The organism is Micromonospora sp. NPDC050695, assembly GCF_040654415.1.
Taxonomy (GTDB): Bacteria; Actinomycetota; Actinomycetes; order Mycobacteriales; family Micromonosporaceae; genus Micromonospora.
Genome location: NZ_JBFAHZ010000055.1, coordinates 1 through 14224 on the forward strand (window position 1 = coordinate 1; position 14224 = coordinate 14224).

Genomic DNA, 14224 nt, shown 5'->3' on the forward strand with positions numbered 1-14224 from the left:
GGGACTGGCGGCTCGGACGACACACCAAGATCATGCCAGGCCATCACCCAGAGTGGACAGCCGACCGCCGACCCGTCTCAAGCTGAATACGTACGACCGGCAGGTTGCCGTGCGCATGGAACGGCAGTCGATTCTGCGGCAGGACGACGGGCCCGACCTGAGCTTCATCCTCAGCGAGTCGGCGCTGCGCCGAAACGTCGGTGACGCGACAACGATGCGCGATCAACTCCTGCACTTGGCAGAGGTCAGTGAGCAGCCCAACGTCACCCTGCAGGTGTTCCCGTTCAACGCACAGACCTACGAGACGGCATCGTTCAGCTTCATCATCCTGCGCTTCGGGGACGACGCCGCATCGGACGTGATCTACGTCGAGACCTTCACCGACGCCGACTACCTTGACCGGCCGGACGCCGTACGGGCCTACACTCGGCTGTGGGACCGACTCCGGGCAGCCGCTCTCGGGCCGGTAGAGTCTCGCAAGCTCATCCTGGGGATGGCGGACGACGTGGAGCGGCAACAGACCTGAGAGAGTGATCATGGAGACTTCGGACAACCCGGTCTGGCGCAAGTCGAGCTACAGCGACAACAACGGCGGCGCTTGTGTCGAGGTCGCCGAACTGGATACGAGCATCGCAGTGCGCGACAGCAAGAACCCCAGTGGGCCGACCCTTCGCTTCAGCAGAGGCGCGTGGACCGGGTTCATACGGACCGTTCGGTAGCTCACGTTCTCGACAACCCAAAGCTCAGGAGACCGGCCGTGCCGTGGCGTGGCGACAGGTGGCGCTGGTGGCTCACAGCAGCCGGTGGTGCGCTTGCGCTACTACCGCTCGGGCAGGGTGCGCCCACGGTCGCGGTATTGGCGGGGATCTGCGGCCTGCTCGTCATCAGCGCCTGGGCGTGGGGCACCAGCAGCGGCCGCGTCGTCGGCGTGACCGTCGGCGTCGTCTTCATCGCAGGGCAGGCCGGCGCGTTCGCCGCCTCACAATGGTCCCGCGGCCTGGTAGCCGCGCCCTGGTTTGACTGGTTCGCGGTGTGGTTGCTGGTCGGCGTCGTATGCCTGGCCGCGTTGGTCATCGACCGGAGGGCGCACCCCGTCTCGCCCGCCCATATCGCCCGGCGGAACCTGCCGGTGGGCAGAGGTCAGTGGGTTGCCTCTCTGGCAACGCTGGCTACCATGCTGCTGCTGTGCGGCTGCGGGCTTGGCGTCCTCGGGTCCGACGGTGACGGCAGGCTGAGGTTCACTGTCCGCGACGACGAGGTCCTTCCACTGCCCACGTCGCTGAGCCTTGTCTCGGCCGATAGCTGTGCTGATGGTGGCAGCTCTGGCAACTGCACTGCCGAATTCGTGGTGATGGCCGCCGATGATGCCGGCAAGGTAAGGACCGTGGCTCGGCTCGTCGAACACCTCCGAAGCCGTGGTTGGCCAGTGCAGCCCGAAAATGGCGTCTATCGCGGCACCCGCGAGACTGGCGGGATCCTGAACTGGACACCCCACCGGCTATGGCTGTACGCCGACGTTGAGCCGGCCACGCCGCTGCGGTCCGCGCCACCGCCGGACACGGTCGTCATCTACATCGACAACATGTGAAACGTCGCCAGCCTCGACGGGCACGCACTCTCTGGGCAACACCTGCCCGCCCATCGACCCTGCCACGAGCGGGAACGCCGCGAGCGCGGCAGGTGACCCCTGCCGCGCTCGCGTCTGTTGCGGTCGTACGTCAGCTGCAGCCGCTGGTGGAGCCGCAGCCCTCGCAGACGTAGCAGCTGCCGGCGGGGCGCATCTTCGTGCCGCAGGTGAAGCAGAGCGGCGCGTCGGCGGCCTTGCCGATGACGGCCTCCAGCAGTTCGGTGCTGGAGCCCACGCTCGGAGCCGGCTTGGCGGCGGCCACGTCGGCCATCTCCTGGGCCGGCTGGGCGAGCGCCTCCGACTTGGCCGGCGTCTCCACCGGCGCGGACGACGCCATCGCGGTGAGCTCGGCACCGGTGACGGCGGCGGCTTCCGCGTCGGCCTCGGCCCGCAGCTGGGCGGCCCGCTCACTGGCGGTGAAGATGCCCAGCTCGGCGCGGCGCTCGTAGGGCAGGAAGTCCAACGCCAGGCGACGGAAGATGTAGTCCATCACCGAGGCCGCCATCCGCACGTCCGGGTCGTCGGTCATGCCGGCCGGCTCGAAGCGCATGTTGGTGAACTTGCTGACGAACGTCTCCAGCGGCACGCCGTACTGCAGGCCGATGCTGATGGCCACCGAGAAGGCGTCCATCACGCCGGCCAGGGTGGAGCCCTGCTTGGACATCTTGAGGAAGACCTCGCCGAGGCCGTCGTCCGGGTAGGACGACGCGGTGAGGTAGCCCTCGGCGCCACCGACGGAGAAGCTGACCGTCTCGGACGTGCGCTTCTTCGGCAGGCGCTTGCGCACCGGCCGGTACTCGATGACCTTCTCCACCGCGGCCGGCGCGGCGGCTGCGGTCTCGACGGCGGCCGGCTCGGTGGCCTTGTTGGACTTCGCCACCGACAGCGGCTGGCCGACCTTGCAGTTGTCCCGGTAGATCGCCAGCGCCTTCAGGCCGAGCTTCCAGCCCTCGAAGTAGATCTTCTCGACGTCCTCGACGGTGGCCGCCTCCGGCATGTTGACCGTCTTGGAGATGGCACCGGAGACGAACGGCTGGATGGCCGCCATCATCCGCACGTGGCCCATCGGGGCGATCGACCGCTCACCCATCGCGCAGTCGAAGACCGCGTAGTGCTCCGGCTTGAGGCCCGGCGCGTCCACCACGTGGCCGTGGTCGGCGATGTGCTCGACGATCGCCTCGACCTGCTCCTCGGGGTAGCCGAGGCTGCGCAGGGCGCGCGGAACCGTCTGGTTGACGATCTGCATCGAGCCGCCGCCGACCAGCTTCTTGAACTTGACCAGCGCCAGGTCCGGCTCCACGCCGGTCGTGTCGCAGTCCATCATGAAGCCGATGGTGCCGGTCGGCGCGAGCACGCTGGCCTGCGAGTTGCGCCAGCCGAACTTGTCACCGATCTTGTTGCCCTGGGTCCACTGCTTGGTCGCCTCGCGGACGATCGCGGTGGCCACCGGGCTGGTCGGCTTGATCTCGTCGTTCGCGGCGGCGTGCTTGCGCATGACCCGCTTGTGCGGCTCGGCGTTGCGGGCGTAGCCGTCGTACGGGCCGACGACGCCGGCCAGCTCGGCGGAGCGGCGGTACGCGGTGCCGGTCATCAGGGACGTGATCGCGGCGGCGACCGAGCGGCCCTGCTCCGAGTCGTACGGCTGGCCGGTGGCCATCAGCAGGGCGCCGAGGTTGGCGTAGCCGATGCCGAGCTGCCGGTAGGCGCGGGTGGTCTCACCGATCTTCTCGGTCGGGAAGTCGGCGAAGCAGATCGAGATGTCCATCGCGGTGATGACGAACTCGACGGACTTGACGAACTTCTCCACCTCGAAGCCACCGTCGGCGCGGAGGAACTTCATCAGGTTCAGCGAGGCCAGGTTGCACGACGAGTTGTCCAGGTGCAGGTACTCCGAGCACGGGTTCGACGCGGTGATCCGCCCGGTCTCCGGGCAGGTGTGCCAGTCGTTGATCGTGTCGTCGTACTGCAGGCCGGGGTCGGCGCACTCCCAGGCGGCCTGGGAGATGGTACGGAACAGCTTCTGCGCGTCGATGGTGTCGACCACCGAGCCGTCCAGCCGCCCCCGCAGGTCGAAGCCGCCACCGTTCTGCACGGCGGTCATGAACTCGTCGGAGACGCGGACCGAGTTGTTGGCGTTCTGGTACTGCACGCTGACGATGTCGGTGCCGCCGAGGTCCATGTCGAACCCGGCGTCCCGCAGCGCGCGGATCTTGTCCTCCTCGCGCGCCTTGGTCGCCACGAACTCCTCGATGTCCGGGTGGTCCACGTCGAGGATGACCATCTTGGCCGCGCGCCGGGTGGCGCCACCGGACTTGATGGTGCCGGCGGAGGCGTCCGCGCCGCGCATGAAGCTGACCGGGCCGGAGGCGGTGCCGCCGGAGGAGAGCAGCTCCTTCGAGGAACGGATCCGGGAGAGGTTGACCCCGGCCCCCGAGCCGCCCTGGAAGATCCGCCCCTCCTCCTTGTACCAGTCGAGGATCGAGTCCATCGAGTCGTCGACCGAGAGGATGAAGCAGGCGCTGACCTGCTGCGGCGACGGCGTACCGACGTTGAACCAGACCGGCGAGTTGAAGCTGAACACCTGGTTGAGCAGCATCCAGGTCAGCTCGTGGGCGAAGACCTCGGCGTCCGCCGGGCTGGCGAAGTAGCCGTACTCCTCACCGGCGGTGCGGTAGGTGGTCACCACCCGGTCGATCAGCTGCTTGAGCGACCACTCGCGCTCCGGGGTCCCCACCGCGCCCCGGAAGTACTTGGTCGTCACGATGTTCGCCGCGTTGACGCTCCACGACTGCGGGAACTCCACGCCACGCTGCTCGAAGTTGATCGAGCCGTCCCGCCAGTTCGTCATCACGACGTCACGGCGCTCCCAGCTGACCTCGTCGTACGGGTGGACCCCCTCCGTCGTCCACACCCGCTCGATCTTCAGCCCCGCGCCTGCCTTGTTCCGTGAACGGCTAGTTGTCACGCCGTCGCCCCCCTCGTCTGCGCGGTGCCCCACCGCGCGTCCTGATCTCTCGAAAAACAGTGAAGTCAACTGGTACGGCCGGCGGCCTCAACCGCGTCGGCCCGGCCCTGCTCCCGGTCGCGCGCCGCGGCCCGCAACGTCTCGATCTCGCGCTCGAAGTCGGCGAGCGAGTCGAAGGAGCGGTAGACGCTGGCGAACCGCAGGTAGGCGATCTCGTCCAGGTCGCGCAGCGGGCCCAGGATCGCCAGGCCCACCTCGTGACTGGGGATCTCGGCGGCCCCCTTGGCCCGGACCGTCTCCTCCACCCGCTGCGCGAGCAGCGCGAGTGAGTCGTCGTCCACCGGCCGGCCCTGGCACGCCTTGCGCACCCCGCCGATGATCTTCGTACGGCTGAACGGCTCGGTCACCCCGCTGCGCTTGACGACCGCGAGGACCGCCTCCTCGACGGTGGTGAACCGCTTGCCGCACTGCGGGCAGGACCGTCGCCGTCGGATGAGCTGGCCGTCATCGGCCTCCCGCGAGTCGACCACCCGAGAGTCAGCGTGCCGGCAGTACGGACACCGCATCGCGGACCTCCCAATCATGATCAACCACGTCGTACCGGACGCACCCGGGCACGACCCACCACGGCGGTGCCATGCGCTCATGGCGCCCGCCGTGATCAACGTTACGGGAGTGCGGTCGGTAGTCGGACCCAACCTGTAGGCAACTTACGCCCGTGTCACTACTACATCTAGGGGTTGACCGTATGTCGCCGGAGAACCCGGGTCAAGTTGGCCGGCGTGTCCGGCGCGTCACGGACCATCCGGTCATCGGGACCCATCCCGCCGCCGGAAGACCCAACGTCGGCACCCGGCCCGGGTTACCGGCCGCCCGGCTCGAAGTGCCCCGGAAAACGGTCGACGATCGAACACGCGTGCTACCCGACGTACCATTTATCAGAACATCCGTACGACCGGAGGGGTTTTTCACCCCGACACGCCGGTGAGAGGTCGTACAGATGTTTGAAAATGACCGATCTCACCTATACGGTCAGGAACAACGTGGCACCACCGCACGCACCACGAGCCGACGAGGCACCCAGCGCCGACCAGGGAGGACGGACGTGACCGAGGACCGCGCCAGCCGGCCGAAGAGCCCGCAGCACATCACCGAGGCGGGCCCCCCGGCCACCCGACGCCGCAGCGCCGCGCGCAGCCGGACGGGTCAGCCCGCCGTGCGCCCGGTCACCCCGGTGGTCAGCGCCTTCCCCGACCCGGCGACGGTCGACCTGACCGCCCGCCAGCGCCGCATCCTGGAGTTCATCCGCACCTGGGTCGAGCGGCACGGCTACCCGCCGAGCGTGCGGGAGATCGGCGAGGCGGTCGGCCTGGTGTCGCCGTCCAGCGTCGCCTACCAGCTCAAGGAGCTGGAGAAGAAGGGCTTCCTGCGCCGCGACCCCAACCGGCCGCGGGCCGTGGACGTCCGCGCCCCCAGCGAGGCCATCGACGACGAGCTGATTCGCGCGCAGCGGCCGACCCCGGCGTACGTGCCGATGCTCGGCCGGATCGCCGCCGGTGGGCCGATCCTCGCCGAGCAGGCCGTGGAGGACATCTTCCCGCTCCCCCGCGAGTTGGTGGGCGAGGGCGAGGTCTTCATGCTCCAGGTCAAGGGTGACTCGATGCTCGACGCGGCGATCTGCGACGGCGACTGGGTGGTCGTCCGCCAGCAGCCGACCGCGGACTCCGGCGAGATCGTGGCCGCGATGCTCGACGGCGAGGCGACCGTCAAGACCTACCGGCACCGCGACGGGCACGTCTGGCTGATGCCACAGAACCCGGCCTTCGACCCGATCCCCGGTGACGACGCCACCATCATGGGCCGCGTCGTGGCGGTGCTCCGCCGGATCTGACCCGTGCCGCGGGTGAGTGCCGCACGGCGCTCACCCGCACCGGCCGTCCCGACGTCACACCGTCAGTAGCGGTCGCCCCGGTGGCCGCGTCCGCCCCCGGGATACTGCCCGTACGGGTCGACAGGCGCGTCCTCGTCACGTCGCCGGCCGGGTCGCTGGCCCCGGTAGTCGGGCTCCGGCCCACCACGGCGAGGCGGCTCCGCCCGGCCCCCGCCCGGCTGACCACCGCCGCCGTACACGCCACCGCCGGGCCGACCGCCGCCGCCACCGGGGGGACGGCCACCGCCGCCCGCCGGACGGCCACCGCCACCCGCCGGGGGACGCGCACCGCCGTAGACACCACCGCCGGCGCCGCCCGGACGGGCACCGCCGTAGCCACCGTCGCCGGCGGCCGGACGGCCACCGCCGTACACCCCGGGTGCCGCGGCCGGGCCACCACGGCCCGTGCCACCGCCGTATGCCCCGCCGCCGCCGTAGACCGCGCCTCCGGCGGGCGCGCCGCCACCGTAGACGCCACCCGGACGTTCCCCGCCCGGCTCGGCACGACCACCCCGCGGCCCACCGTCCGGATCCGATCGATCGGACGGGTCAGCGACCGGCGGCCGGCGGCGGGCACGGACGATGCCGATGATGCCGGCACCGACCAGCAGCAGGCCGAGCACACCGACCGCACCGACCAGGTACGTGATGTCGTCGAAGCTCAGGCCGGCGGTCCACGACTTGGCGGCGGCCGGTTTGGCGCCCCCCTCGGCCGCCACCGGCACCGCCGTCGAGCTGGACGGGACGTAGCTGAGGATGTCGATCGGCTCGTCCTCGCCGAGCTGGCCGCCGTCGGAGACGGTGAAGAAGCTCTTACCGTCCGGCGAATAGCTGATGGCCTCACCGAACGGATCGGCGAGGGGCGTCACGCGGGGCTTCCCGGTGGTGAGAGCCGTGACGATGTCGCCGCCCGCCACGTCGAACTCGAACGCGTCCGCATAGGTACGCAGGACCACCCGGCTGCCGTCCGGCGACCGGGCCGCGCCGGTGATCGCGACCCGCCCGAACGTGTTGAGCGGGTTGTCCGTCTGCGTCTTGGGCAGCGTGATGTCGCCGACCTTGCGCAGCGGCACCGGGTCGGTGTCGCCGCTCTTGAGGGCCGCCGACGGGGTGAAGATCTCCGCCTTACCGCTGGTCACCTTCGTGATGATCAGCGGCTTGTTGTCGTTGTCGATGAGCAGCGCCTCGGCGTCGTGCGGCTTGCCCTCGGGGTACGAGACCCGGTGCAACACCGGCTGCTTGCCGCCGCCGACCGGCATCGACCAGAGCGCGACCCGCTTCCGGCGTTCCTTCGACGAGACGTTGTCGCCGATGTCGGCGATCCACAGCGTCGCGCCGTTCGGAGAGAGCGCCAGGTCCTCGGTGTCGAACGGCCCCTGACCCGAGTAACGGACCGGATCCTTCGAGATCTTGCACTTGGTGTCGAGGAAGAAGACCCGCTTGCGTGCGTCGACCTCGGTGCCGTCGTTGATCACGACGAACCCGCTCTTGGTGGCCACCAGACCGGACAGCTCGCGCAGCCGCTCGTCGGCGACCGTGCACTGCTTCTTACCGGGGGTGACGGCGGGCGGCTCGGACACTCCGGGAGCGGGAGCCGCCACGGCGACTCCGGCGAGCGCCACGGTTGCCCCTAGCAGGCCGAGGGCAACCGTGACCGAGGAAACAACGCGGCGCATTCGGCCAGTGTCGCATGCCGCGGGTTTCCGTTGGATGACGCCGTGTCCGCTCAGGATCGGCTGCCGGCCGCCTGGCCCTGCCGCTCGACGTCGTACTGCGCCAACTCGGCGGCCAACTCCGCGCTGACCCGAACGTGCAGCAGGGTGCCCTCCGCCAGGTGCGACGTGCTGAGCACCTCACCCGTGCGGTGCACCCGGGACACCAGGTCACCCCGGTCGTACGGCAGGACCGCCCGGACCTCGACGGCCGGCTGCGGCAGCCGGTCCTCGATGGCCGCGCGCAGGCCCTCGACGCCCCGTCCGGAGTGCGCCGAGACGAAGATCGCATCCGGCCAGAGCCGCTTGAGTCGCAGCAGCGTGTCCTCGTCGGCCGCGTCGGTCTTGTTGACCACCAGCAGCTCGGGCAGCCGGTCGGCGCCCACCTCGGCGAGCACCTCGTGCACCGCCCGGACCTGCTCCTCCGGATCCGGGTGGGTGCCGTCGACGACGTGCACCACCAGATCCGCCTCCGCGACCTCCTCCAACGTCGAGCGGAACGCCTCGACGATCTGGTGCGGAAGGTGCCGGACGAAGCCGACCGTGTCGGAGAGGGTGTAGAGCCGCCCGTCCGAGGCGGTGGCCTTACGGGTGGTCGGGTCCAACGTCGCGAACAGCGCGTTCTCCACCAGCACGCCCGCGCCGGTCAGCCGGTTGAGCAGGCTGGACTTACCGGCGTTGGTGTAGCCGGCGATGGCCACGGCGGGAACGGAGTTGCGGGTGCGTCGGGCGCGCTTGGTGACACGTACGGTGCGCATGCTCTTGATCTCGCGGCGCAGCCGGGAGATGCGGTGGCGGATCCGCCGCCGGTCGGTCTCCAGCTTGGTTTCACCGGGACCACGCACACCCACGCCGCCACCGGCGCCGCCGCCCCGGCCGGAACCACCGGTCTGCCGGGAGAGCGTCTCACCCCAACCGCGCAGTCGGGGCAGCAGGTATTCGAGCTGGGCCAGCTCGACCTGCGCCTTACCTTCCTTGCTCTTGGCGTGCTGAGCGAAGATGTCGAGGATCAACGCCGTCCGGTCGACAACCTTGACCTTGGTGCGCTGCTCCAGGTTGCGCAGCTGCGACGGGGACAACTCGCCGTCGCAGATGACCGTGTCGGCGCCGGTGGAGAGCACCACCGCGCCGAGGTCGTCGACCTTGCCCCGGCCGATGTAGGTGGCCGGGTCGGGGCGCGTACGCCGCTGGATCAACCCTTCGAGCACCTGCGAACCGGCGGTCTCGGCGAGCGCGGCCAGCTCGGTCAGCGAATTCTCCGCGTCCGTCACCGTGCCCTCGGTCCAGACACCCACCAGGACGACCCGCTCCAGCCGCAGCTGGCGGTATTCCACCTCGGTGACGTCGGTCAGCTCGGTCGACAGGCCCGGGACGCGTCGCAGGGACTGCCGCTCCGACAGCTCCATCTCGCCAGTGGTGACGTCGTCGAGCTCGTCCTCGACGGGGACAAAGCTCTCCTGGTCTCGCAAGCGGTTCTCCTGTCCGTTTTGATAAGTAGAACGTAATCCTGACATGACGCAACGCCGAACGCACCTGCTATATGCCCGTGCCGAGGGTCGCCAAAAGTGGGGGCGAATACCGGTCGAGCTCGACAACCCGGTAGAAATGCGGGGCGGCCGAACGGCCGCACAGCCGTGACGGAGGGATCCCGTGGCCATCACCCGACTGCCGAGCGCCGGATTTTCGATCACCATCCGGATCGCCGTAACCGCGGACGCCTCCTCGATCGGCCGGCTCACCACGTCGGTCGGCGGGGCCGGAGCGATCGTCACGGCGTTGGACGTGGTGGACTCGGACCCGACCCACGTGATCGTCGACCTGACCTGCGACACCGCCGACGCCGGCCACGCCGACCAGGTGGTCGACGCGCTGACCGCCCTCGACGGCGTGGACGTGCGCAAGGTGTCCGACCGGACGTTCCTGCTGCACCTCGGCGGCAAGATCGAGGTGACCTCGAAGGTCGCGCTGCGCAACCGCGACGAGCTGTCCCGGGCGTACACCCCGGGGGTGGCCCGGGTCTGCATGGCGATCGCCGAGAACCCGGCCGACGCCCGCCGGCTCACCATCAAGCGCAACACCGTCGCGGTCGTCAGCGACGGCTCGGCGGTGCTCGGCCTGGGCAACCTCGGCCCGGCCGCGTCGCTGCCGGTGATGGAGGGCAAGGCCGCCCTGTTCAAGCGCTTCGGCGGGGTGGACGCCTGGCCGGTGGTCCTGGACACCCAGGACACCGACGAGATCGTGCAGATCGTCAAGGCCATCGCGCCGGCGTACGGCGGAATCAACCTGGAGGACATTGCCGCGCCGCGCTGCTTCGAGATCGAGGCCCGGTTGCGGGAGGCGCTGGACATCCCGGTCTTCCACGACGACCAGCACGGCACCGCGATCTGCGTGCTGGCCGCGCTGACCAACGCGCTGCGCGTCGTGGGCAAGCGGCTGGAGGACGTCCGGGTGGTCGTCTCCGGCGCCGGCGCGGCCGGCACCGCGATCATGAAGCTGCTGCTGCGTCAGGGCGTCGGCGACATCATCGCGTACGACCGGGAGGGCGCCCTGCACCGCGGGCTCACCGGGCTCAACTCGGCGTGGCAGTGGCTCGCGGAGAACACCAACAAGGAGAACTACTCCGGCGACCTGCCCGGTGCCATCCGGGGCGCCGACGTGTTCATCGGGGTCAGCGCGCCGAACCTGCTCACCGGCGACGACATCGCGCAGATGGCCAAGGACTCGATCGTGTTCGCGCTGGCCAACCCCGACCCGGAGGTCGACCCGCGGGAGGCGCGCAAGTACGCCGCCGTGGTCGCCACCGGTCGCTCGGACCAGCCGAACCAGATCAACAACGTGCTCGCGTTCCCCGGGGTGTTCCGCGGGATGCTGGACGCGCACGCCGAGGAGTTCACCGAGGAGATGGCCATCGCGGCCGCCCGGGCCATCGCCGACGTGGTCGGCGAAGACAAGATCAACCCGACGGTGATCGTGCCGAGCGTCTTCGATTCCCGGGTCGCCCCGGCGGTCGCCGCCGCCGTCCGCGCCGCCGCGCACAATCCCAGCCCGCTGCCGGCAGCCGACCCGGGCCCGTCCGACCTCCCCGAGATCGCCGCCAACGCCAGCGCGACGCCCTGACGAGTGGTCCGGCGGTGTGACGCCGGGAGCAGGGAGGCGACCCTCGGTGGGGTCGTCTCCCCCGCTTTGCTCTGCTTCACCCCGCGCAACGCCCCGTGTCCGATTATCGGACACTCGCCGTTGCGTGGGTTGAAGCAGAGCCAAAGGACCACCACAACGGACCGGCGGCGGCCCTGGCGTCTGGATCAACTCGGCGTCAGACGGCGGCGGGCAGGGCGGAGAGGTCGACCTCGCCGGTTGCCACCAGGACTGCGGGGCCGGACAGCCAGCAGGAGTCCGCCGTCACCGTGACCGTGAGGCGACCACCGGGGACGTCGACGGCGACCACTCCGCTGCCCCGGCCGACGTCGCGCAGCGCCACCGCGGCCACCGCGCAGGCACCGGTGCCGCAGGACAAAGTCTCGGCGCTGCCGCGCTCGTACACCCGCATCAGACTGTGCCCGTCGGTGCCGTCCACCGGGTCGCCGGCCACGATGAACTCCACGTTCACGCCCGCCGGGAAGACCTCCGGATCGAACCCGGGCGCGGCGGTCAGATCCAGCGCCGCCAGCTCGATGCCCGCCGGCAGGACACACACCAGGTGCGGGTTGCCGACGTCCACGGCGGTGCCGGGCAGGGTCAGACCGCCGAGGGTGGCGGTGGAGCCATCGTACACCCGGGGGCGGCGCATCTCGACGGAGACGGCGTCGCCCTCGACCAGCGCGCGCACGACGCCGGCCCGGGTCGCCACCGGCAGCGCCGCGCCGGCGGGCGTGGCCAGCCCGGTGTCGAGCAGATAGCGCACGAAGACCCGGGCACCGTTGCCACACATCTCGGCGAACGAGCCGTCGGCATTCCAGTAGTCCATGAACCACTCGGCCTCACCGGCCAGCCCGGCGCCGTCGGGATGCTTGGCCGCGCGAACCACCCGCAGCACCCCGTCCGCGCCGATACCCCGCCGCCGGTCGCAGAGCGCCGCGACCAGCTCCGGGGTCAGATCGAGCTGACCGTCCGGGTCGGGAAGGAGGACGAAGTCGTTGCCGGTGCCGTGGCCCTTGGAGAACTCCACGCCCCCATTATCGCGTCTCGGCCGGCACCAGGCGCAGGGCGGCCTCGAACAGGTCCGGTGCGGCCGAGTCCAGCCAGCGGATCCGCGGGTCGCGCCGGAACCAGGACCGCTGCCGGCGGACGAACCGCCGCGTGGCCCGGACCGTCTCGTCGTGCGCCTGCGCCTCGGTCAGCTCGCCGGCCAGCAGCCGCAGCACCTGCTGGTAGCCGAGTGCCCGGCTCGCCGTCCGCCCCCCGGCCAGCCCCCGACCCACCAGCTCGCGGGTCTCCGCCACCAGGCCGTCGGCCCACATCCGGTCCACCCGCGCCGCGATCCGCCCGTCCAGCAGACCCGTGTCCAGGTCGACGCCGAGTTGCACCGACGGGTAGTACGGCGTCGGCTGTGGCAGCGAGGCCGTGAACGGCGCACCGGTCAGCTCGATCACCTCCAGAGCCCGTACAATCCGCCGGCCGTTACCGGGCAGGATGCCCTCGGCGGCGACCGGGTCGGCGGCCCGCAGCCGCGCGTACAGCGGCGCCGTGCCCACCTCGGCCAACTCCCGTTCCAGCCGCTCCCGCAGCGCCGGATCGGTGCCGGGGAACTCGAAGTGCTCCAGCACCGCCCGCACGTACAGCCCGGACCCGCCGACCAGCAGCGGCACCCGGCCCCGGGACAGGATGTCGTCCACCGCCGCGCGGGCCAGCCGCTGGTACTCCGCGACGCTGGCCGGCTCGGTGACCTCCCAGATGTCCAGCAGGTGGTGCGGCACCCCGTCCCGCTCAGCCACGGTCAGCTTGGCGGTGCCGATGTCCAGACCCCGGTAGAGCTGCATCGAGTCGGCGTTGACCACCTCACCGTTCAGGGCGTGCGCCAACGCGATGCTCAACGCCGACTTCCCCGCCGCCGTCGGGCCGACGACCGCGACGACCGTGCCGCTCACATCCGCTCCCACGACGCCACGAAGTACGCCACACCGTAGGGGGCCGCGTCGTGCAACAGCTCACCGCGCCAGCTCCCGCCGCCCAACCGGGCCGCGCCGGCCAGCACCTGCCAGGCCGCCCGGCCGGCGGCCTTCAGCTCCGCGGACACCACCGGGTCGAGGTCGCGCAGAACGTCCAGGTCCGCCCCGGCCAACGCCGAGGCAACCCGCTGGTCGTACGCCTCGGCGCGCGGATCGTCGTACCCCGGGGACTTCTGCCCGCGGCAGGCCGACCCGTCGCCGAGCGCCAGCAACGCCACCCGGGCACCCGACGCGTTGACCCACTCGGCCAGCGCCCCCACCTCGGCCGCGCCGGCGTCGGCGGCCACCTGCACGGCGGACACCGGCGTGCGTACGCCCCGCCGGGCCAGCAGCCAGGCGCCGACGGTCAGGCTCAACGGCAGCACCGCGCCCCGGTCGGGCTGGCCGGGGATCAGCGGCACATCCAGGTCCACGCCCCACGGCTGTAGGGAACCGGTCGCCGGGGACTGGATCGGGCCGGTCGTCGGGCCGGCACCCACCAGGACCACGGCATCCGGGTCGGCGGCGACGAGCCGGGCGACGGCGGTGTCGCAGGCCGCCCGCAGGTCGTCCAACTCCGACGCGGCGGCGCCGGCCACCTCGGGCACGAGCAGGGGCGGATGCGGGCAGACGGCGGCGGCGACCAGTGGCACCCGCCCACCGTAGCGGGAATCCCCGGTGCGTCTCCGCGCCGATCCGGTCATTCGGTCGCTAGGACACCGTATGGTCACGGTCGGCGATAGGCGCTCGACGGGGACCGGGTTGGACCTGTGACAATGCCGGAAGCAACTTGGCTGCGCCGTGGCGGCGACGGGGGACGGTTCCCTCGACGCCGGGAGAACGAGG

12 protein-coding genes are annotated in these 14224 nt (G+C 70.8%); 5 read left to right on the forward strand and 7 right to left on the reverse strand.

The genetic code is table 11. The features are described from left to right. The 3 genes from AB0H52_RS27040 to AB0H52_RS27050 form a co-directional block, all read left to right on the forward strand. The coding region (locus AB0H52_RS27040) for a DUF5753 domain-containing protein (protein ID WP_357950967.1) at positions 1 to 526 on the forward strand (526 nt) is incomplete at its 5' end. 10 nt (positions 527 to 536) lie between these two features. After that, positions 537 to 719, forward strand: coding sequence for a DUF397 domain-containing protein (locus AB0H52_RS27045; RefSeq protein WP_151491755.1), 183 nt, complete (start codon positions 537 to 539; stop codon positions 717 to 719). 38 nt (positions 720 to 757) lie between these two features. Next, the gene (locus AB0H52_RS27050; protein ID WP_151491756.1) at positions 758 to 1588 is read left to right on the forward strand and encodes a hypothetical protein; all 831 of its coding nucleotides are present in this window, start codon (positions 758 to 760) and stop codon (positions 1586 to 1588) included. A gap of 130 nt (positions 1589 to 1718) precedes the next feature. Here the strand turns inward: AB0H52_RS27050 and AB0H52_RS27055 are convergent, their stop codons facing one another. Together AB0H52_RS27055 and nrdR are read right to left on the reverse strand one after the other, a co-directional pair. After that, the gene (locus tag AB0H52_RS27055) at positions 1719 to 4625 is read right to left on the reverse strand and encodes a vitamin B12-dependent ribonucleotide reductase (RefSeq protein ID WP_151491757.1); all 2907 of its coding nucleotides are present in this window, start codon (positions 4623 to 4625) and stop codon (positions 1719 to 1721) included. A 32-nt stretch (positions 4626 to 4657) separates the two neighbouring features. Continuing rightward, positions 4658 to 5158 carry a transcriptional regulator NrdR gene (nrdR, locus tag AB0H52_RS27060; protein ID WP_151491758.1) on the reverse strand — a complete coding sequence of 167 codons (501 nt, stop codon included), beginning with the start codon at positions 5156 to 5158 and terminating at the stop codon, positions 4658 to 4660. A gap of 539 nt (positions 5159 to 5697) precedes the next feature. On the opposite strand from nrdR, the gene lexA reads away from it, so the two are divergent. Then, positions 5698 to 6483 carry a transcriptional repressor LexA gene (gene lexA / locus AB0H52_RS27065; RefSeq protein ID WP_151491759.1) on the forward strand — a complete coding sequence of 262 codons (786 nt, stop codon included), beginning with the start codon at positions 5698 to 5700 and terminating at the stop codon, positions 6481 to 6483. A gap of 62 nt (positions 6484 to 6545) precedes the next feature. Here lexA and AB0H52_RS27070 read toward each other — a convergent pair whose 3' ends face one another. Further along, a complete protein-coding gene (locus tag AB0H52_RS27070; protein ID WP_192580404.1) occupies positions 6546 to 8198 on the reverse strand; it encodes a hypothetical protein in 1653 nt (550 codons plus the stop codon). Between the two features lie 50 nt (positions 8199 to 8248). Further along, the gene (gene hflX / locus AB0H52_RS27075) at positions 8249 to 9703 is read right to left on the reverse strand and encodes a GTPase HflX (protein ID WP_151491760.1); all 1455 of its coding nucleotides are present in this window, start codon (positions 9701 to 9703) and stop codon (positions 8249 to 8251) included. Between the two features lie 181 nt (positions 9704 to 9884). Between hflX and AB0H52_RS27080 the strand changes: the two genes are divergently transcribed. Next, positions 9885 to 11351: an NAD-dependent malic enzyme gene (locus AB0H52_RS27080; RefSeq protein ID WP_357950975.1), complete on the forward strand. Its 1467-nt coding sequence runs from the start codon at positions 9885 to 9887 to the stop codon at positions 11349 to 11351. A gap of 196 nt (positions 11352 to 11547) precedes the next feature. Here the strand turns inward: AB0H52_RS27080 and dapF are convergent, their stop codons facing one another. From dapF to AB0H52_RS27095, 3 genes are read right to left on the reverse strand one after another with little or no spacing between them, the layout of a single operon-like run. Next, the gene (gene dapF / locus AB0H52_RS27085; protein ID WP_151491762.1) at positions 11548 to 12399 is read right to left on the reverse strand and encodes a diaminopimelate epimerase; all 852 of its coding nucleotides are present in this window, start codon (positions 12397 to 12399) and stop codon (positions 11548 to 11550) included. 7 nt (positions 12400 to 12406) lie between these two features. Further along, complete coding sequence (gene miaA, locus AB0H52_RS27090) at positions 12407 to 13318, reverse strand: tRNA (adenosine(37)-N6)-dimethylallyltransferase MiaA (protein ID WP_151491763.1); 912 nt, start codon at positions 13316 to 13318, stop codon at positions 12407 to 12409. After that, positions 13315 to 14082, reverse strand: a complete 768-nt coding sequence (locus AB0H52_RS27095) for a class III extradiol dioxygenase subunit B-like domain-containing protein (RefSeq protein ID WP_151491764.1) — start codon at positions 14080 to 14082, stop codon at positions 13315 to 13317. The genes miaA and AB0H52_RS27095 overlap by 4 nt, the downstream gene beginning before the upstream one ends. Positions 14083 to 14224 lie beyond the last annotated feature (142 nt).

What these genes read in the sequence shown, in the direction of transcription:
- AB0H52_RS27045 (WP_151491755.1), top strand. Translation starts at nt 537, where the DNA reads ATGGAGACTTCGGACAACCCGGTCTGGCGCAAGTCGAGCTACAGCGAC.
- nrdR (WP_151491758.1), bottom strand. Translation starts at nt 5,158, where the DNA reads ATGCGGTGTCCGTACTGCCGGCACGCTGACTCTCGGGTGGTCGACTCG.
- AB0H52_RS27070 (WP_192580404.1), bottom strand. Translation starts at nt 8,198, where the DNA reads ATGCGCCGCGTTGTTTCCTCGGTCACGGTTGCCCTCGGCCTGCTAGGG.
- AB0H52_RS27095 (WP_151491764.1), bottom strand. Translation starts at nt 14,082, where the DNA reads ATGACCGGATCGGCGCGGAGACGCACCGGGGATTCCCGCTACGGTGGG.